At 62.7% G+C, this 20,327-nt stretch carries 15 protein-coding genes; 9 read left to right on the top strand and 6 right to left on the bottom strand.

Annotated features, from left to right (window positions below; all coding sequences use genetic code 11):
• Positions 1-22: 22 nt before the first annotated feature.
• From CBB63_RS04235 to CBB63_RS04250, 4 genes are all read right to left on the bottom strand, one after another.
• Positions 23-1,000, bottom strand: coding sequence for an NAD(P)H-dependent flavin oxidoreductase (locus CBB63_RS04235; RefSeq protein ID WP_286698266.1), 978 nt, complete (start codon positions 998-1,000; stop codon positions 23-25).
• A gap of 101 nt (positions 1,001-1,101) precedes the next feature.
• The gene (locus CBB63_RS04240) at positions 1,102-2,262 is read right to left on the bottom strand and encodes an acetyl-CoA C-acetyltransferase (RefSeq protein ID WP_286698267.1); all 1,161 of its coding nucleotides are present in this window, start codon (positions 2,260-2,262) and stop codon (positions 1,102-1,104) included.
• A gap of 24 nt (positions 2,263-2,286) precedes the next feature.
• On the bottom strand, positions 2,287-3,048 hold the full coding sequence (locus CBB63_RS04245; protein WP_286698268.1) for an SDR family NAD(P)-dependent oxidoreductase: 762 nt from the start codon (positions 3,046-3,048) through the stop codon (positions 2,287-2,289).
• Between the two features lie 124 nt (positions 3,049-3,172).
• Entirely contained in the window at positions 3,173-3,853 is a 681-nt protein-coding gene (locus CBB63_RS04250; protein WP_286698269.1) for a DnaA N-terminal domain-containing protein, read from the bottom strand.
• Positions 3,854-4,357: 504 nt separating this feature from the next.
• On the opposite strand from CBB63_RS04250, the gene CBB63_RS04255 reads away from it, so the two are divergent.
• The 4 genes from CBB63_RS04255 (at position 4,358) to CBB63_RS04270 (ending at position 7,492) form a co-directional block, all read left to right on the top strand.
• On the top strand, positions 4,358-5,659 hold the full coding sequence (locus tag CBB63_RS04255; protein ID WP_286698270.1) for an AAA family ATPase: 1,302 nt from the start codon (positions 4,358-4,360) through the stop codon (positions 5,657-5,659).
• Positions 5,659-6,804, top strand: coding sequence for a ParB/RepB/Spo0J family partition protein (locus CBB63_RS04260; protein ID WP_286698271.1), 1,146 nt, complete (start codon positions 5,659-5,661; stop codon positions 6,802-6,804). The genes CBB63_RS04255 and CBB63_RS04260 overlap by 1 nt, the downstream gene beginning before the upstream one ends.
• A gap of 164 nt (positions 6,805-6,968) precedes the next feature.
• Positions 6,969-7,190 carry a type II toxin-antitoxin system CcdA family antitoxin gene (locus CBB63_RS04265; RefSeq protein WP_286698272.1) on the top strand — a complete coding sequence of 74 codons (222 nt, stop codon included), beginning with the start codon at positions 6,969-6,971 and terminating at the stop codon, positions 7,188-7,190.
• A gap of 8 nt (positions 7,191-7,198) precedes the next feature.
• The gene (locus tag CBB63_RS04270) at positions 7,199-7,492 is read left to right on the top strand and encodes a CcdB family protein (protein WP_009824373.1); all 294 of its coding nucleotides are present in this window, start codon (positions 7,199-7,201) and stop codon (positions 7,490-7,492) included.
• 13 nt (positions 7,493-7,505) lie between these two features.
• Here CBB63_RS04270 and CBB63_RS04275 read toward each other — a convergent pair whose 3' ends face one another.
• Positions 7,506-8,141 carry a glutathione S-transferase family protein gene (locus tag CBB63_RS04275; RefSeq protein WP_286698273.1) on the bottom strand — a complete coding sequence of 212 codons (636 nt, stop codon included), beginning with the start codon at positions 8,139-8,141 and terminating at the stop codon, positions 7,506-7,508.
• A gap of 96 nt (positions 8,142-8,237) precedes the next feature.
• Here CBB63_RS04275 and CBB63_RS04280 point away from each other — a divergent pair, with 96 nt between their 5' ends.
• Positions 8,238-8,987, top strand: a complete 750-nt coding sequence (locus tag CBB63_RS04280) for an SDR family oxidoreductase (RefSeq protein WP_286698274.1) — start codon at positions 8,238-8,240, stop codon at positions 8,985-8,987.
• 71 nt (positions 8,988-9,058) lie between these two features.
• On the opposite strand, the gene CBB63_RS04285 is transcribed toward CBB63_RS04280, so the two are convergent.
• Positions 9,059-10,744, bottom strand: coding sequence for a thiamine pyrophosphate-binding protein (locus CBB63_RS04285; RefSeq protein WP_286698275.1), 1,686 nt, complete (start codon positions 10,742-10,744; stop codon positions 9,059-9,061).
• 284 nt (positions 10,745-11,028) lie between these two features.
• Here CBB63_RS04285 and CBB63_RS04290 point away from each other — a divergent pair, with 284 nt between their 5' ends.
• The 4 genes from CBB63_RS04290 to CBB63_RS04305 all read left to right on the top strand — a co-directional run bounded on the left by CBB63_RS04290 (position 11,029) and on the right by CBB63_RS04305 (position 20,115).
• Positions 11,029-12,567 (top strand): AfsR/SARP family transcriptional regulator, encoded by a 1,539-nt coding sequence (locus CBB63_RS04290; RefSeq protein ID WP_286698300.1) that lies wholly within the window; start codon positions 11,029-11,031, stop codon positions 12,565-12,567.
• A 684-nt stretch (positions 12,568-13,251) separates the two neighbouring features.
• A complete protein-coding gene (locus CBB63_RS04295) occupies positions 13,252-17,484 on the top strand; it encodes a cytochrome P450 (protein ID WP_502695856.1) in 4,233 nt (1,410 codons plus the stop codon).
• Between the two features lie 193 nt (positions 17,485-17,677).
• The gene (locus CBB63_RS04300) at positions 17,678-18,670 is read left to right on the top strand and encodes a transferrin-binding protein-like solute binding protein (protein ID WP_254655097.1); all 993 of its coding nucleotides are present in this window, start codon (positions 17,678-17,680) and stop codon (positions 18,668-18,670) included.
• 164 nt (positions 18,671-18,834) lie between these two features.
• Positions 18,835-20,115, top strand: coding sequence for a surface lipoprotein assembly modifier (locus CBB63_RS04305; protein ID WP_286698277.1), 1,281 nt, complete (start codon positions 18,835-18,837; stop codon positions 20,113-20,115).
• Positions 20,116-20,327 lie beyond the last annotated feature (212 nt).

Raw genomic sequence — 20,327 nt, forward strand, 5'->3', positions numbered from 1 at the left:
GAAGGGACGGCCTGTTTTACACTCACNCGGTCTGATCGAACAGNCNTTTGCGNGCCGCGGCGTATTCTGTCGCCATCCGCTCGACCACCTCGGCGGCGGGGCGCACATCCTTGACCGCNCCGATGCCCTGACCGGCCCCCCANATCTCTTTCCAGCTTTTGGGCTTTTCGCGATCGGCACCGAAGTTCATGTTCGACGGGTCGGACCGTTCAAGGTTGTTCGGNTCCATGCCCTGCGCCTCGATCGAGGCTTTCAGATAGTTGCCCCAAACGCCGGTGAACAAGTCGGAGTACACAATATCCGAAGCCCCCGAATCCGCGATCATCTGCTTGTAGCGTGCGTCGGCATTCGCCTCTTGCGTGGCGATAAACGCCGACCCGGCATAGCCCCCATCCGCGCCCATGGCCTGCGCCGCAAGAATGCTGTCNCCCTTGGCAATCGCCCCCGACAGGAACAGCGGCCCGTTGAACCATTCGCGGATNTCCTGGATCAGCGCCAGCGGCGACAAGGCACCGGCGTGCCCCCCTGCCCCNGCGGCCACNGCGATCAGACCATCGGCCCCTTTTTCAATCGCCTTATGGGCAAAGCGGTTGTTGATGATGTCGTGCAAGACAACACCGCCCGCGCCATGCGCCGCATCGTTCAGCCATTCCTGCGCCCCAAGCGAGGTGATCCACAGCGGCACCTCGTGCTTGACGCAAATCTCTACGTCCCGTTCAAGCCGCGCGTTGGATTTATGCACGATCTGGTTCACCGCATAGGGGGCGGCNGGATTGTCGGGGTTCGCNTGGTTGTGACGGTCCAGCTCTTCCTTGATGCGCGTCAACCAGCGGTCCAGCTCAATCGGTTCGCCTTCCGCTTCGCGTGCGTTCAGCGCTGGAAAGCTGCCCACGATACCGGCCTTGCACTGTGCAATCACCAGATCAGGGTTCGAGATAATGAACAGCGGGCTGCCAATCAGCGGGATACGCAAATTGTCGAAAAGGGCGGGTAGCGTCATCTTGTTCCTCCGGGACGTATTATTTTCCTGCAACTTGTCAGGATGTGCGCGCTTTGGAAATGACGAACGTTGCGTCCGTCACCCCCTTCTTGTGATCGGGACTACAGCGCCTCGATGATGGTGACATTGGCGATGCCGCCGCCTTCGCACATGGTTTGCAACCCGTATCTTTNGCCGCGCGCATGCAGGCTGTGCACCAGCGTCGTCATCAGCCGCGCACCAGANGCCCCCAGAGGATGCCCAAGCGCAATCGCACCGCCATTCACATTCAACTTGGCCGGATCGGCCCCGGTGTGTTTCGCCCANGCCATCGGGATCGGCGCAAAGGCTTCGTTGACCTCGAACAGATCGATGTCNTCGATCTTCATACCGGCCCGCTCCAGCGCGCGGTCGGTGGCGGGCAGCGGTTCCTCCAGCATGATCACCGGATCGCCCGCGGTCACCGTCAGGTTCACGATCCGCGCCTTCGGGGTCAGNTTGTATTTCTTGAGNGCGGCTTCGGACACGACCAACACGCCCGCCGCCCCATCGCAAATCTGCGANGCATTCGCGGCAGAGATCATGCCNTCCGGATCAAGCAGTTTAACAGAGGAAATCCCGTCAAGCGTCGCATCATCGCGGATGCCTTCGTCGCGGGTGTGCATCCCGCCCTCGATGGCCAGCGGAATGATCTCTGCGTCAAAGGCCCCACCATCCCGCGCAGCGGTGGCGCGGCGGTGGCTTTCCAGCGCATAGGCGTCCAGTTCNGCGCGGGNNAACCCGTGCTTTTGCGCGACCATTTCCGCGCCGATGAACTGGCTGAAATTCTTGGTGCCGTAGCGCGCCTCGATCCGGTCGCTGAACGGGCCCTCGCCCAACCCCGCCTTGGCATAAAGNGANACATTCGACCCCATCGNCACCCGTGTCATGCTTTCGACACCCATGGCGACAACCACATCCTGCGTGCCCGACATCACCGCCTGTGCCGCGAATTGCACCGCCTGTTGCGAGCTGCCGCATTGCCGGTCGATGGTGACCGCGGGNACCGATTGCGGCAGGTTCGACGCCAGCACACAGTTGCGCCCGAAGGCAAAGGATTGCTCTCCGCCCTGGCTGACGCANCCGACGATCACGTCATCAATNACCGCGCCGTCGATCCCGGACCGCGCCACCAGCGCGTTCAACACCTCGGCCCCCAGATTGGCAGGGTGCCAGTCGCGCAGCGCGCCGCCACGGCGCCCCCCTGCGGTNCGGGCTGTCTCTACGATATAGGCATGTGCCATAACGCTTTCCCCTCTATTCAGTCTCTATTTCGGTGCCATGCGGATCGCGCCATCAAGGCGGATCGTTTCNCCGTTCAGCATCGGGTTGTCGATAATCGCCCCGACCATCTTGGCGTATTCCGACGGATCGCCCAAACGGCTGGGGAAGGGCACCTGCGCGCCGAGCGAATCCTGNGCCTCCTGCGGCAGNCCCTCCAGCAGCGGNGTGAGNAACAGCCCCGGTGCAATCGTCATCACNCGGATGCCATAGCGCGCCAGCTCGCGGGCGACGGGCANGGTCATGCCNACGATCCCGCCCTTCGATGCCGCATANGCCGCCTGCCCGATCTGNCCGTCAAACGCCGCNACCGATGCCGTNTTGANGATCACGCCGCGNTCCTCGCCCANNGGCTCTGCCTTGTGCAAGGCNGCGGCGAATTTCGACAACACGTTGAACGACCCCAGCAGGTTCACATTCACGACATTGGTAAAGCTTGCCAAGGGCAGCGCCGCGCCGTCACGATCCACGACTTTGGCGGGCGGGCCGATGCCCGCGCAGTTTACCAGAATACGCGCCTTGCCGTGCAGCCCTTCGGCCTCTGCGATCGCGGCCTCTACCGCGCTTTCGTCGGTGACATCAACGCGCAGGAACTTGCCCCCGATGGCGGTGGCTTTTTCCTCGCCCAGTTCAACGTTCATATCAAAGATGGTGACCTTGGCCCCGGCCTGCGCCAGAAACGCTGCCGTGGCCCCGCCCAATCCCGAAGCGCCACCGGTGACGATGGCGGCNTGTCCGTTCAATTGCATGGTATCCTCCCCTTCCCTGCTGACGCAGGGGCAACAGTTTAATTGCGGGGAATGTCGCCTGCGGTTTCGNGGATTACAATGGCAAAGCGTGGGNCNNGCGGTNCCCCCGTTCAGCCGATCCGGTTCAGGCNGTGATCACGACCTCGGACACGTCACTATCTACGGCCTGCAATGCGGCCANNACGCGGGTGGTNAGATGGGTCTGCACATAGGCCCCGTGAAANCGGCTGGGGGCCTGAAGCGTGACACGNCCCCCTGCCCGATCCTGCCGCGTGAGATTATGCAGCCAACTGCCATAGACACCAGCATCTTCGGCATGGAGCACAGCCTGCGCCAACGCCCATTCGCTGCCCCCTTCGACAGGCGGCGTCGGGGCGGTGCCACGCACGGGCAAAGGCACCACCCGCGTCGGTTCCGGCGCGCCCTGCATNCGCAGATCGAAGTCCGGCCCGACCTGCGGCCATTGCGGGCGCGTCTTTTCAAGGATCGCATCAAGGTCGAGCCCGTATTCCGTCACCCGNCCGCGTGCGCCNTGACGTTTGACCACCAGCCAGCCACAGCCGCGCAGCTTTGCCATCTCGCGTTTGACGGTGCGTTCATCNACGGACCAGAGCTGCGCGATCTCGCGCTGACCCACGGCCAGTTCATTNCGCGCCCAGTTGTAGCGCGCCGTTACAAGTGTAATGAAGCGCAGCACCAGACGGTGATCATGTTTCCCGCCGGCAAGGGCATAGGCCCCCAAGGCGGTGATGATATCATACTTGCGCGCGGCGGCGTCACGCCCCACGGGTTTCGGTGAAAGCATAGCTGCTCCGATCTGGCACGGTGTGAATGTGCAGCCTCAGTTCGATCTCTTGATGGATCCTCGGGGCGTAGACAACGTCTTTTCCGCCTCTTCCCTGATTTGCGTCCGGAAACCCGATTCTGTCAAGGATTGGTTTTGCNCCGACCCTCTTTCTTCCCCATTCAAATTTGAAAGTTGAGGTATCANTGGTATAGGGGGTCATGCAGAGCGTCCCCTATTACAGCGTTTTTGTCCCCCAATATGTCGCGGGGCCGATCCTGCTGTCCCCCTATATTTCCGCCCCGGAGCTATAGAGCCGCGCCTATCGCCCGAATCGCGCNGAGGCCCTGTGGTANAAGGGATATTGAAAACCTGTTTATAGAATAAATGTCTTTCCATNAGATGCAAATTCAGCGTAAATCCAAATTGAGTAGTAATTAGCGTTCTCTTTCGGGTTTTCCGGTGCCGCCACNGCGTGCGGGGCGNCGGTTCCCCGCGGGGAACGGGTAGGGAAAAGGACAGCTTATGTTTACCTATGCGGACCTGGCAAAGCTTCAGGCGCAGTCGCTCAAGATGCAGGGGCACATCCGGCATCAGACCTATTCGCCCGAGATGGAAAAGACCCTGCGCCGGTTCTCAAGCTGGGAAGTGGCGGAGCTGATCTTCAAGACCAACCCGTCGACCCTGCGCGGCCGGCTGGCCGCCGACCCGTCCCTGCCCGAGGGGCAGGTGGAAGAGGAAGGCCGCCAGCGCTGGTATNCNCTGGAAGAGATCAACGAGCTGCGNCGCAAGCTGAAGATCAAGAACCGGTCGCTGATGCCGCCNCGCCCTGCGGGCAAGCGGGCGGTGCGTGGGANCGNGATTGCCAACTTCAAGGGCGGCGCTGGCAAATCCACCGTCGCGCTGCATTTCGCCCATGCGGCCGCGCTTGACGGCTACCGCGTGCTGGCCGTGGATTTCGATCCGCAGGCCACGCTCAGCCATTCGATGGGGCTGTCGGATGTCTCGGAAGAGGTCACCGTCTGGGGCATCATGGCCCGCGACCTGATCCGCGAGACTGAGAGGATGAACGCGGTGCAAGGCGGCGCGGAAAGCGGGGCCACCCTGCCCCAACGCAAACTGCCTGCCTCTGTCACCGGCATGGGGCTCAGCGAATTGCGCGCCACCGATTTCATCAAGCCGACCAGCTGGCCCACGATCGACCTGATCCCCAGCTGTGCCAACGCCGCCTTCGTCGAATTTGCCAGCGCCCAGTACCGGCACCTGAACCCCGAATGGTCGTTCTTTGCCGCCGTGTCCCGTTATCTTGATACGATCCCGCCGGACGCCTACGACCTGATCATCTTCGACTGCCCGCCCGCCATTGGCTACCAGTCGATGAACGCGGTCTTTGCGGCGGATGTTTTGTATATCCCATCCGGCCCCGGCTATTGGGAGTATGACAGCACCACCAGTTTCATCGGCCAGCTTTCTGAAGCGCTTGAGGATCTGGGCCGCTTCCGCGGGCGGCTGCCGTCGGGCACTGATCCGGTCAAGGCTTTTGCTGACATCAAGTTTCTATTGACCCGTTTCGAGCCTAATAACGATCTGCACCGTGCGATGCAGTCAGCATTTAATCAGGTCTTTAAGCCACATGTAGCAGAGCACCCGATTGAAATGACCCGCGCGGTTGAACAGTCAGGCCGGTTCCTGTCGTCGATCTACGAGATGGACTACCGCCAGATGACCCGCGAGACCTGGCGCCGCGCGCGGGCCTCCTTTGATCGGGCCTATGATGAATTCCGTGCCACGCTTGTCGATGCGTGGGATAAACTGGAGGATGAATAATGGTTAAGAAACGCTCTGTTTTCGATATCAACTTCGATCTGGATGAAGAGGAAGACGCGGGGTTCCCCGCGGGGAACGCACCTGCCGAACCGCCCGTTGTGAAAGAGTACAACATTCAGGGTCACCCGTTGCAGAACTCTGATCCTGTGCCCAACCCCCCTGCCCCGTCGCGACGCGGCCCGATGGCAAGCGCGATCTCGGAAACGCTTGAAGCCACTTCCGAGCGCGCCAGCGCAGAGGCCGCCATTCGCGCGGAAAACGACGCGCTGGCACATGAGCATGTGCGGCTGAAACGGCTGGGGTTGATCACCGATCTGATCCAGACCTCGGACGTGCATACCGACAAGCTGACCCGCGACCGGTCGGCCAATGTCGACCCCGAACTGGCAGAGCTGAAACAGTCGATCCAGTCGGTCGGCCTCTCCAACCCCATTCGGGTGGAGCAGACGGATAATGGGTATGAGCTTATTCAAGGCTTCCGCCGGCTCACCGCCTTTCGCGAGCTTGCGGCCGAAACCGGCGACCCGCGCTATTCCCGCATCCCCGCCGCGCTGGTTCCCCGCGGGGAACCCCTTGCGGATCTGTACCGCAAGATGGTGGACGAGAACCTTGTGCGCAAAGATCTGTCCTTTGGCGAGATGGCGCGGCTGGCCCTGTCCTATGCGCAGGATTCGGGCGTCGAGGTGAGTGACGCGGTAGGCACGCTCTATGCCTCTGCGCTGAAACAGAAGAAGACCTATATCCGGCAGTTCGCCCGTGTGCTTGCCGATCTGGACGGCGCGCTGCGCTACCCCGAGGCGATCCCGCGGGCGCTTGGGCTAGATGTCTATCGGTTCCTTGATGCGCAGGCGGGCAATGCGATGACGCTGAAAAAGGCGTTGATCAAGCAGCCTGAACGGGATGCCGATGCCGAGCTTGCAGTTCTACGGGCAGGGATCACGGCAAAGAAAGCCGCGCCAAAACCCGCCGGGCGAAGCTCTGCCAAAACATCCTTGCGGCTGGGGTTGCCACAGGGGGAGATGCGGGTGATCGCGTCGGACGGGAAGGTAGAGATGCGCTTGCCGCGCGATTTCTCGGCTGTCAGCAAGGCGCGATTACAGCGCGGGATCGAGGCGTTTCTTGCAGCGCTGGATCAGAAAGACTGAAACTCGAAGGGGGCAGGGCGGATCACCTTGCCCCTTCTTCTTTGCGATGGGTCGGGCCTAATGCGCGCGATAGGCCCACATATACGCGCCACCCCGCGCCGCCTTGCCCGAATCCTCATCCCCACCTATACTCCTGCCCTATACGCATAGTGCGAGAGGGTGCCATGGGGCGTGTCAAAGTAAATCTTACACTGGATGCCAGCGTCGCCGAGACGGCGCGCGCGCTAGGGCTGAACATGTCGCGGCTGGCCGAGGCTGCGATTTCGGATGCCGCCAAGACAGAGCGCAACCGCCGCTGGCGGATCGAGAACCAGCAGGCGCTGGATGCCTATGCGCAAGAGGTAGAGTCCGAGGGCCTGCCGCTTGAACGCTTCCGCAGTTTCTAGGGCGAGCTATGGCGCAGTTTGATGTGTACCGGCTTGCGGGCGGGCAGCTTGTGGTGGATCTGCAAACCGACCTGATTGGCATCGACGCCTCGCGCGTGGTGGCACCGCTGCGCGAGGCGGGGCGGTACGCTGCCTTTCCCGGTCTGACCCCGCAGGTAGAGGTCGACGGCACCGCATGGATCGTGCGGGTGCAAGAGCTGGCCGCCGTGCCCGGCACCGCGCTGCGCGACAAGGTGACCTCGCTTGAGGCAGAGCGCGATGCGTTGAAGCGGGCCTTGGATATCCTGATCGACGGGCTGTGATTGTGCCCGCGGCTTACGGTTCCCCGCGGGGAACCTCGCCTACATCTTTCGGCACCTGATACCCTTTGATCACCGCGTCGCGGGCGCGCAGGGCTTTGTACCAGCGCAACACATTGGGGAAGTGCGTCAGGTCCACCCGCTGCCATTCATAGCGCGCGACCCAGGGCCAACAGGCCATATCCGCAATCGAATAGTCACCGCAGATGAAGTCCTGCCCCTCGAGCTGTTTGTCGAGCACGCCGTAAAGCCGCTGGACCTCGGTCGCATAGCGGGTTTCGGCGTAGGGGGCCTTGCCCGGGTTGAACTGCAAGAAGTGATGCGCCTGTCCGGCCATCGGACCCAAGCCGCCCATCTGCCACATCAACCATTCATGCACCTTGGCACGTCCGATCGCATCGCTCGGCAGGAATTTCCCATATTTATCAGCGAGATACCACATGATCGCGCCGGATTCCATCAGGCAGAGGCCATTGTCATGGTCCTTGATCGCGGGGATCTTGTTGTTGGGGCTGATTTTCAGGAAGTCGGGCGCGAATTGGTCGTCCTTGGTGATGTCGATGGGGTGGGCGGTATAGGGTACGCCCAACTCCTCTAGCAGGATAGAGACCTTGCGGCCNTTNGGGGTGGTCCAGGNATAGAGGTCGATCATTGCGGCGTCCTTCGGCTTGCGTCAGGGGGGAAAACGGGTTGCTATGCCCTTGGTATAAATCAGCTTGCGCGGATCACAAAGGCGCAGATCGGGGGGATGATGGAGAGGAAGATTGCACTGGTTACCGGCGGGGGCAGCGGCGTCGGGCGCGCCTGCGCCGCAGCGCTGGCAGAGGCGGGGTTTACGCTGGTGCTGACGGGGCGCCGGCTGGCCCCGCTAGAGGAGGCCTGCGCCGCGTTGGCGGGGGAGGGGCATCTGGCCATCACCGCCGATGTGGGGGTCGAGGCGGATGTGCTGGCGCTGTTTGACCAGATCGAGGCGCAGTTCGGGCGGCTGGATCTGCTGTTCAACAACGCGGGCGTCAACGCCCCCGCGGTCGAGATTGACGACCTGTCGCTGGACGACTGGAACGCCATCGTGGCCGCGAACCTCACGGGGTCGTTTCTATGCGCGCGCGCGGCCTTCGGGTTGATGAAACGGCAGTCGCCCAAGGGTGGGCGGATCATCAACAACGGGTCGATCTCTGCCCATGTGCCGCGCCCGTTCTCGGCACCCTATACGGCGACGAAACATGCGGTGACGGGGCTGACGCGGTCGCTGTCGCTGGACGGGCGGGCCCATGACATCGCTTGTGGTCAGATCGACATCGGCAATGCCGCCAGCGAGATGACAGAGCAGATGGCCCAAGGTGTGCTGCAACCGGACGGGTCACGTCGGGCAGAGCCGCGCATGGATGTAGAGGATGTGGGCCGCACGCTGGTCTATATGGCAAGCCTGCCGCCTGCTTCAAACGCCATGTTCGTGACGGTGATGGCGACCAAGATGCCTTTTATCGGGCGCGGCTAGGGGAGGGGCCCCGCCCGCAAAAAATTAGAGGGCGGGGTGCTGTTATGTGGCTCTAATCCGCTGTTTAGAGCCTACTTCTTTGCCGCATCGCGCAGTTTCGTGATCGTGGTGCGGGTAGAGATCTGTTCGGGGTTGGTGACCAGTTCGATCAAGGCCGGTCGACCGCTGGCGCGGGCACGTTCAAACGCGGCGGCGAAGTCGGCGGTTTTGGTCACGCGTTCCGCATGCGCGCCGTAGCCCTCGGCCATTTTGCAGAAATCCTGATTGATCAGCGTGGTGCCTGAAATGCGTTCGGGGTGGTCGCGTTCCTGATGCATGCGGATGGTGCCGTAGATGCCGTTGTTGAACAGCAGCACGATCGGCGTTGCCCCGTATTGCGCGGCGGTGGCGAGCTCTTGCCCGCTCATCATGAAACCGCCATCGCCGACGAATGACAGCACCAGCTGATCCTTATGCGCCAGCGCCGCAGAAACGCCCGCCGGAACGGAATACCCCATCGCGCCACAGGTCGACCCTACGATGCGCCCCGGGCGGCCAAAACGTAGATAGCGTTGCGCCCAGCCGGTGTGGTTGCCCGCGTCCAGCGTCACGATTGTGTCTTGCGGCAGGCTGTCGCGGATCTGGCAAAGGGCGACGCCCATGTCGAGCTCCCATTCCGCGCCATTGGGGCTGTCGGTGTCGGTCAGGTAATCGCCATGCAGCTTTGCGCACCAATCCTGCCAATCGTCGGCGCGGCCCAGATCAAGGTCACCAAGCGCCGATGCCGCAGCGGCGGGGGAGGCGGCAAAGCCGAGGTCGGGGGAATAGACGCGGCCGATCTCGTCCGCGTCAGGGTGCAGGTGCACCAGACGGGTATCGGGGTTGGGCGATTGCAGGGTGGTGTAGGTCTTGGTCGTCATCTCGCCCAACCGGGCCCCGATGACGATCAGCAGGTCGGCCTCTTTCTGGTGCGCAAAAAGCGTCGGCGCGGTGGAGGTGCCGAAATCGCCCGCAAAGACGGGCGACAGGTTGTGCACGATATCCTGTCGCCGGAAGGAGGTGGCGACGGGGATGTTGTTGGTCTCGGCAAAGCGGGTGATCGCGGCGGCGGCATCCTCGGTCCAGCCGGAGCCGCCAAGCAGCATCAGCGGGCGTTTTGCTTGTGCGATCTCGTCCTTCAGCGCGTCTACATTTGCTGTCGAAAGCTGAGCCTGCGTGGCGGTATAGGGCCGCGCATCGGCGACTTCGACGATATCGGTCAGCATGTCTTCGGGCAGGGCGATGACAACCGGACCGGGCCGGCCAGAGGTGGCGACGCGGAAGGCGCGGGCCATATATTCAGGCACCCGCGACGCATCATCGATCTGGGTCGCCCATTTGGCGATCGGGCCGAACATGGCGCGGTAGTCGACTTCCTGAAAAGCTTCGCGGTCGGTGGTGTCACGGGCGATCTGGCCCACCAGCAGGATCATCGGCGTGCTATCCTGTTGCGCGATATGCACGCCAATGGCGGCGTGGCAGGCACCGGGGCCGCGGGTGACCATGCAGATGCCGGGGGTGCCGTGCAGTTTGCCGTAGGTTTCGGCCATATTCGCCGCACCGGCCTCGTGGCGGGCGTTGATCAGGGTGAACCGGTCTTGCACGTCATGCAGCGCGTCCAGCACCTCGAGGTAGCTTTCACCGGGCACGCAATAGGCGGTGTCGGCCCCGTGGATCAAAAGCTGGTCCACAAGGACCTGTCCGCCGGTCCGGCGTTTGAGGGGGGCGTTCTGGGTCATTGGTCGGGCTCCGTCCATGTCATCTGGTATTTTCGATTGCCGAAGATGCAGCACGCCGGGGCGGGTTTTGCAATGCCGTTAGGGAAACATCGGCAGTGAAAAAAATTGACGGATGGAAACGTATCCCGCACACTCAACCATGACGAAAGTGGTGGGTAGTTTTGGCGGATGGTTCTCATAAAACTCTAGGATTGCAGCTAAATGTCATCGGGCCGTTCGATTTGCGGCGCACCGATGGGTCACGTGTCACCATCACCTCGAAGAAGGCGCGCGCTGTGCTGGCGATGTTGGCGGTCGCCCCCGGTGGCAGGCGCGAAAGACGTTGGTTGCAATACAAGCTATGGAGCGAACGCGGAGAGCGTGAAGGTGCGGCCAGCCTGCGCCAGACGCTGTCTGCCCTGCGCCGTGCGCTTGCCCCGATGGGCGATGTGCTGGAGGCGGATCGCACCACGGTCACCCTGTCGCTGAGCGAGGTCGCGGTAGATGCGCTTGAGCTTTCGTCGGTGGCGCAGCGGTTGCCGGGGCAGGCGGAGTTTCTTGAAGGGCTTGATATCAGGGACCCCGAATTCGACAACTGGCTGCGCGAGCAACGCGCTTTCTGGTCCCGCCAGCTAGAGACCTCGCAGGGCGGTCCCGACCCATCAGAGGTTGACTTCGCCCCGCCGCTGGATGTGCCCTGCGTGACGCTCATGCCCTTTGCCAGTGCCGAGCCGCTGACCCCTCAGGCGCAAGAGCTGGCAGAGCAGGTGTTGGACCAGCTGGCGCGGCATCGTTGGATCAGCCTTATGGATTGGGCCGTGCACAGTGGACGCAGCGCCGCCGGTGCCGCGCGGCCTGCGACGGCGAATTACGTGGTGACCGGCCAGTTGCGCCAGAGCGGCGGGCGGTTGGTCTTGATGGTGGAGCTGACGCATCTGACCACAGGGCAATCGGTGAAACGTGCGCAGTTTACCGCGCCGCTGGCCGGTGCTGCCGACATCGGGGCGGGGTTTGCCACAGTCGCGCGGGATATGGCGATTGAGGTGGCGGGGAATTTCAGCTGTGCTTTGGCGCAATCCTACGAACAGCGGTCGCAGTCGCGGCCCGCGCAGAGCGACGAGGCGCTGGTGTGGCAGGGGCGCTGGCATATCAACCGCCTCACCCCCGAGGATTTCGAGAAGGCGCAGGCGATCTTCGAGGATATCATCGCGCGCAACCCCGGTCATATAGAGGCGCATGTCTATCTTGCGCTGACCACGCTGTGGCGGGTCTGGACCTGCCGCGCCGATCCGCGTGACATCAAGCTGGCGCGGCGACAGGCGCAAAAGGCGATCAAGCTGGATGTGTCGGACGGGCGGGGCTATTGGATCGCGGGCTGTGCGGAATGTTGGCTGGGCAACAAGACGGCGGCTGTGCATTACACGGACGAGGCGATCCGGCTGTGCCCCTCGCTGGCCTTTGCCCATGACCAGCGCGGCACAAATCTGGCCTATGATGGCAACCCCTTGGCGGCGCTGGAGGCGCTGGAACATGCGATCCGCCTGTCGCCCCACCACCCGCAGCGCTTTTGTTTCGAGGGGGAGACAGCGCTTGCCGCGCTGCTGGCCGGGGATCTGTCGGCCGCGTTGCAGCACGCGGATCACGCCTTGTTGCTACGCCCTGCCTATTGGTACGCCCATATGGTCAAGGTCCTGGCGCTGCACCGCATGGGCCGCCCCGACGCCGTGGCGCGTGCCAAGCGCGACCTGTACGAGTTCGAGCCCCGTTTCAACCGCAGCTATATCAACTGGCTTCCCTTTTCGGACCGGTCGCTGAACGCGCGTATGATTGAAGAGATGTTCTAGGTACGGCGCGCCGGCTGGTGACCCCGGGGGGCCTTTGCAGAAGGCATCCGACGCATGACGAAATATGCAGACAACTACGCTGGTATCCGGCAAGCGCAGGCGGAGGAGCGGGCGCATCCCTCTGATCTGGGAACGCGGCATTTCACGCTTGATGCGCTGAACGGCAGTTGGGTCGCACAGCTGCGTAGCCGGATCACGCAAGGGCTGATGAAACATGGCGGGCTGCGCCTGATGCAGCGGATTGCGCCGGTGGTGCGCTTGGGGCCGTACCACTTTGTCACGCGCCACGCCGATATTGTCGCGGCATTGCATCGGCCCGATGTGTTCGGCGTGCCCTTTGGCCCCGAGATGGAAGAGATGGCAGGCCCGCCGGTNTTTGCCTTGGGCGATGATGCANAGACCCATGCCGCGCAGATGGCGATTTTGCGCGATCCNTGGGCGGCGATTGATCCGGTNNCNCATGTGCGCCCNGTGGTGCGNCGCGTGACCGAAGCCTTGCTGGAGGATAGCGGCGGGCAGATCGACATGGCGCGCGATGTCTTTATGCGCGTNACGGCAGAGGCCTGTCTGAAGACCTTTGGCATCGCGGCACCAAGCGCGGAGAACTTTGCCGCGTTTTCGGCGGCNTGTTCCTCGCTGATCTTTGCCGACCCCTCGGGCACGCCTGCGGTGCGTCGGCAGGCGATGATCGGNGCCAAGCGCATNTGCGATCTGCTGGATGCCAGTATCGACGCCTATGCCAAGCTGTCCGCCGACGAACGTGCGGACCCCGCACAGGCGGGTTTCTTGCAAGGGTTGATGGATCAGNTCGCGCGGCAGGGCGATGNNGGGCCGGTTTGGGANCAGTCGGACAAAGACACCGTGCGGGTGATCCTGTTCGGGGTGATCACCGGCTTTGTGCCCACCACCGCGCTTGCGGCGGGCAAGATACTCGANCAGATGCGCCGCAAGCCGGACCAGTTCCATCAGGCGCTGCGCTGTGCCGCGCGGGCCGAAGCCNCCCCNGATGACCCNCAGGCCCGCTTGGCNCTGCGNGACATNTTGTTCGAGATCGCCCGCTTTAACCCGTCGCTTTTTCCCGGCCAGTTCCGCCTGCGCAAAGAGGCCGGCGATACGCAGGGCCTGCCCGAGGCGCTGCGGCGGATCAAACCCGGTGCCGTGGTCATTCTGGCAACAGCGCAAGCCCTGCATGATCCGCGGGTGGTGAAACACCCCAACCGCTTCATGCCCGGCGAAGGGTTCCTGGCCAAGGACGGCACCGCGCTGCCGGATCTGTCCTTTGGNTTGGGGATGCATCACTGTCTGGGGCANGAGATGGCNCATGAGATCATNACCGAGGCATTCCAGATCATNCTNTCGCGCCCCGGCATCGCCTTTCTNCCCGAGCGGCCAAAGTTCTATGGCCCCTATCTGGGCCGCTTGCGGATGCGGTTCGACATGGTGGAAGGCCACGCGGCACAGTCGACGATCGTGGCACCAGTGCCCTTGAAAGAGGGGGTGGANATAGAGGCGCTGCGCGCGGTCCTGGCGGGNTTGCAGGAGGATACATCGGATTTGAAGCAGGGGCTNNAGGGCACGGGGATCGTGCATTTCGCAAGCCTCAATCTGGTTAATCTGGGGGCCGAGACGCGGCTTGATGCGCGGCCCACNCATNTGCTGGCAGAGTTCAACACCGATGGCATGCCGCGGGACGCGCTGGCGCGGCTGGCNCAACGGATCGANGCGCCCTGTTCGACCGTGCTGCCGTTTCTGAAAGANGCGCAGGGCGGGTTTATCGCGGCNGTGCGCGCGCATCTGCTGCANCCCGATACCAANCCCTGGGGCACCATCGGNGTGAACTTCAACGGCACCGAACATATGCCCGTGCGCCAGATCGAGGCGGAGAAAAACCTGTATGACTGGGCCGAGNCGCAGGTGCGGCAGCGGTCAGCCGAGGGCNCCACGGACCCTGCCGATCTGGTGGCCGATATCCGCAAACAGATGCAGGAGGACCCTGCGAAAGCGGCGCTGCTGTACCGCCCGTCGCATCGCTATCCGCGCTTCTCGCGGCACAAGGATTTCCCCTTCTCGGGGTTTATCGCGAAATATGCGGGGCTGGGGCTGAAGCCCTTGGCGGTCTTTGCGGTGCTGGCGCTGTTGCTGCCTGTGGGGCTGGTCGCCNTTGGNNTTGTCAGTCTNCTGCAGGCGGCGGATGTCTATGTCTCGCTTTGGATGGTGCCGCTGTTGCTGGGGCTNACGGTGGCGGGCGGGGTGCTAGCGTGGTTGCGGCGGGTCGAGACGCGCGAGACGCCGGATGACCGCTATGCGCCTCATGATCACGTCGCCGCTGTGCAAGCGATGGAGGATCTGCCCGGNTANGCGCAGAACCANATCACCTCGGTCAGTGCCTTGAAGCCCGGNCTGCTGCGGCGGCTGACCACGGCGCTGGCGTTCCACATCATCAAATANATGAAAATCCTGTGGTTCCGCCCCGGCTTTGTCACCGATTTCGCCACNATCCATTATGCGCGCTGGTACTGCCCCAAAGGCAGTCAAAAGCTGATCTTTCAGGGCAATTACGACGGCAGCTGGGAAAGCTACCTCGAGGATTTCATCACCAAGGTGCACCGTGGGCAGACGATGGCGTGGAANAACTGCGTGGGGTTTCCGCGCAGCCGGTGGTTTTTTCTGGATGGGGCGCAGGACGGTGACAGGTTCAAACGCTGGGTGCGGCGCCAGCAGGTGCAGACGCAGGTCTGGTACAGCCGCTTTCCGCAGCTGACCACAGGGATGATCCGCACCAATGCACTGGTGCGCGACGGGCTGGCGCGNGCGCTGACCCATGACGAATATCGCGCATGGGCCACNNTNTTCTACACCGCGCCGCGCCCCGCCGANGCGATCGAGACGGACCAGGTGCAGACCTTGCTGTTCAACGGGCTGGGGCGGCATCCGTTGATGACCGCGCGGGTGCTGCGCTTTGACACGGGCCAGGGGGGTAAACGCCTGATCGCGCAGTTGCTGCAAGAGGCGCGCAATGCCGAAACCCCCGGTGCGCCTTGGGATGCGCGGCTGAGCTTTGGCGACGCCTATCCCGATTATCCGGCGCATTTCATTGCCCTGTCCTCTGGCGGGCTGTCGCTGCTGGGGTTTCCCGACACGCCCCACGACGGGCGCGCGACGTTGCCCCANGCCTTTGCCAGCGGCATGGCGGCACGGGCGCGGGTGTTGGGCGATGCGGGCACGCNCGCCGATCCCGCCCGCTGGCGNTGGAGCGACGGNGCCGCGCATGCTTTGCTGCTGTCCTATGCCCGCGATCCTTCGGAGCAGGCGGCAACCGACGACACGCTGACCGTGATGTTCGAGCAATATGGCATCGCGGTGGACAGTATCGTGCGGGCGGATCTGCAACGCCGCGGCTTGGCCCATAGCGACGGNTTCGGCACGCGTGACGGTATCTCGCAGCCGATCATGCGCCANACCCAGGCCTTTGCCAAAGGCAAGGCCGCGCCGGATGATGTGGTCGGCGCGGGGGAGTTCATCCTGGGGTATCCCGATTCCCGGGGCTACCTGCCGCTGGCGATCACCGTGCCCGCCGATACGCCGGCGGCGCAGGGGNTGTCGGCGGTCGAGCGGCCGGTGACGGATCTGGTGCCGCGCTTTGGGCGGCTGCATCTGGGGGACCAGCGTGATTTTGGCCGCGGCGGAAGCTTTCTGGCNGTGCGGCAGATCTTGCACAATGACAAGGCNNTGAAGGAGTTTGTGGCGGCCAAGGCGCGCGGGCTTGAGGCGCGACATCTGCCGCAAAAGGGCATCGCGGATGCGATCCGCGAGGATATNCAGGCCGACATCAGGATCCGGCAGGGCGACCGCATGCCCGGCGACAAGGATATCGTGCTGGGGGATATGCAGCGCGGGCAGATGGATCAGTCGCCCTATGGCGATGTGCCTATGGGGCCGGATGCACGGCAGATCTGGATGGAGCAATGGATCACCGCCAAGATCATNGGTCGGTGGGCCGACGGCAGTTCACTGGCGCGCAACCCTTCGGTGTCGCGCAGCCTGCGCAACCGCGCGCGCTATCACGCGGTCGTGCGTCGCTATGTCGGGCTGCGCCTCAAGGCATTGCAGGCCGCCACGGACCAGCGCTCTACGACCGAGGGCCATCTTGTTGCGCTGCAGCNGTTCCTTGACCGGACACGCACGCCAAGGGGCAGCGGCCGTTTGGGCGTGCATGGCGGTCTGAGCATGGATGAGACGATCTGGACGACGCAGGGCTGGGCCGCGTTCAACGATGCCTTGTCAGANCTGGAGCATGAGGTCGGCCCCCTTGGCATACCGCGCGATCTGCTGCGGCCGGTGATCCCCGACAATGATTTCCGCCATGGCGAGGACGACCCCTTGGGGCTGTATTGCCCGATCGGGTCGCATATCCGCCGCGCCAACCCGCGCGACAGTTTCCGCCCCGGTCACGAGATCACATTGCAGATCAACAACCGCCATCGGCTGTTGCGGCGGGGCCGGNCCTATAGCAGCGCGTTTGACGCGCCGCAGGANGCAGGCTTGNTCGACGCGGGCTGGGTGCGGCGCGATACCGAGACCGTACCGCCGGTTGAGCAAGAGGAAGGCACCTTCTTTATGTGCTTTAACGCCAATATCGAACGGCAGTTCGANTTNGTGCAGCAGACCTGGATCAACGCAGACGGGTTCCACGGCGGGCGGCATGGGCCGGACCCTTTGATCACGCCGAAACAGAAGGGTGATACGTTCATTATTCCGGGGTCGGAGGANTCGCTGGCGCTGGATATGTGCCCGATGTCNCGNGCGGAAGNGGAGGGGGTCGCACAGCCTGCGCCGGTGGATTTCACCCGAACNGTGGCGGGGGGNTACTTCTTTATGCCAAGCAAACAGGCGNTGGCATATCTNTCGCAACTATAGGTTAGGCCCNCTGAGCGTTTAGCGATGAAAAACCGCCTGATGCGNTCTTTTTTCACGNTTTTTTCACGGAGCGCCGCGCAAAAAATTACGGTACNTTTACGGTCGATTTTTAACCTTTCTTAACCTGCTGCGATTTCNGCAGGCACCCGCCCGCTTGGGGCTATTTAGAAAGGGCATTGAAATGAAACTTTACATGCAATTGATGACAACGACCGCGCTGGCGCTGAGCGTCGCGGCCTGCGGGTCATCGAACGGGGTCGACAAGGTGATTGATGTGACAGACATCACCGAAGAGGCACAGGCCAAACGGACCTTTGCAACCGACGAGGACGGTGATCCGGTCGATGCCGGTGCTGCGATTGCGTCAGGCAAGACACTGACCGCGCGCGCCGTGGGCGTCGCCTTGCAGAACCTGAACTATCACACCGGGGAAACCAGCACGACCAATAATGTCACCGCGTCGATCAAGCGCAATGATGACGGCGCGCTGACCGTGACCATCGACGGCGAAGAGCTGTCGTTCACCCCTGCCGATGTGAATGGCGACGGTGACGGCTACGAGGTCGAAGTGGATGGGAAATTCGCGGGCGTCTACAACTATAATGGTCCGGTTGAAGATCTGCTGACGGCGGGCAACGGCTTTGCCCAGGTGGTGCAGATTTTCCGGTCGTCCGAGAACGCCGAAGGTCACGTGTCCGGCGACAGTACCTTTGCGATCTTTGGTACCGAGACGGCGGATGAAGATCTGAAAGATCTGCCAAAAGCCGAATATACGGGCCGGTCGCGGATCAATGTTGTGCCAAACAGCGGCTTCGAGTCGAACAGCGAAAGCCGGTACAAGGTGCGCAGCGAGATCGCGATGACGGCAGACTTTGGCGCGGGCGAGATCTGGGGCACCATCGGGAACACCACCATCGAAGACCCCGAAGACGGTGTACGTGATGCCGTTGAAGGGACCATCGCGATGGATAAAACCACGTTCGACAACAACGGTTTTGCCGGGACGTTGACGGCTGATGCGGATTTCATCAGCGATATCGACGTCAATAGTGCCGAAGGGACGTATTCCGGTGCGTTCTATGGGCCAAATGCCGAACAGGTTGCCGGTGCGCTGACATTTGGTATCGGCGCTGACGACGGGTCGCTGAACGGGAACGGCTACTTCTCGGCCGACAAAGTCGACTAAGGTCGACGACAACGGGATAGAGAAGCGTCGATCAAATTACGGGTCCCGCTTCTCTGGGCGTGGGCATGACCTCAAGCCATGCCTGCGTCTCCCCATTATTTCATGTGGGAGACGCAGTGCAGAGTTCAGGGTTCACGCCGATTTAACTGCTTGAGGGTTAATCCATGAAACATCTGCTTTTTGCCGCCCTGATGGGCGTTCTTTTGGCGTGCCAATCGCCCGGACAGGCGCAGGCCGCGACACCACAGGGCTATCTGGAACAGGGAAACTATGATGCCGCGCGGGCCAGTCTGGCGCAGTTGGTCAAGGGCGATCCGAACGGGCCGTTGCATCAGGCCTATCTGGAAGGTCAAATCCTGATGCGCCAGAACCAGCCCGCGGCGGCGGTTGATCTGTTTCGCGATCTGGTACGCATCGCGCCCGATTATGAACCCGCCAGACGCGAGTTGACCCTGCTGTTGGCCTATCGCGGTGATGTGACCGCTGCGCGCTATCATGCGGAACGGTTGGTCGCGGAAACCGCCGACGAACAGCTGCGCGCCGGGTTGCAGACCTTTATCCTGAACAACACCTCGCGCAAGCCCGGCGGCTTTGCCCTGCGGTTCGCGCTGTTGCCGTCGTCGAACCAGACCCGCGGCAGTGCCGAGCAGGAGATTCTGATTGGCGGGGTGCCGTTCACGCTGAACCCTGCGTCGCGGGCGTCTTCCGGGGTGGGGCTGGCGATTGGTGGCACCGCGTGGCGGCGCTGGCAGTGGAATGAAAGATGGTCGGGCGTGGGCACCGCCAGTCTGGATGCGAAATTCTACGATTCCGCGCTGAACACGGAAACCACGGCCGTTGCACGCTTCGATGTCATTCGTGGCGGGCAGCGGGGGCGGTTCTCTTTCGGGCCGATTGCCGAGCTGAGCTTTTCTGATTCAGACATCGTGCGACGACGGTGGGGGGCGGAGCTGCGCGGCGCCTATCAGCTGCGTCCGCGTGATCTGGTGTCGGGTGCGCTGCGGTTTGACCGGCAGACCTATGACCAAAGCCCGTTTCGTGACGGGCACCGGATGCGGGCTTCGGTCTCGTACCAACATCGGTTGATGCCGACGCTCGGGCTATCCTTCGGCCTGTCGCAGCTGCGCGAGACGACACAGCGCGCGCATCTGGATCACCATGAAACCGGCGTGTCGATGGGGATCGACAAACAGTGGAAATCCGGCCTCTCGACCGGAGCGATACTGGCATACGAACAGGACAGATACGACGGGATCTTCCCCGGCACCACGACCCCGCGCGAGGATGACACCACCAGCCTCACCTTCACCGTGCAGCACAACAAGGTGCAGATCGGGAAATATGTGCCGCGCATCACCTATACCTACACGCGGGCGAAATCGAATGTGGCGTTGTTCGACTATGACAGCCACGACATCGGGGCGAGTCTCTCGCTCAAGTTCTGACGCGGGGCGGGCAGCCTGATGGGGTGCCCCTTCCCGCAAACACAAAAGAGACGGCCCGAATATCCTGACAAAACACAGGTTTGCGGGCCATTCGGGCATACCCTTGCCGTAAAACTTTCAAAAAGTTGGATTAATTCGCCTGCCTTACCTTGCGGCGCCTCGATCCGAGGTGCAGAAAGACGCCATCTACGCGGTGGTCTGCAAAGCAAGGG

It is taken from the genome of Sulfitobacter sp. TMED3 (assembly GCF_002167505.1).
Classification (GTDB): Bacteria; Pseudomonadota; Alphaproteobacteria; order Rhodobacterales; family Rhodobacteraceae; genus Sulfitobacter; species Sulfitobacter pontiacus.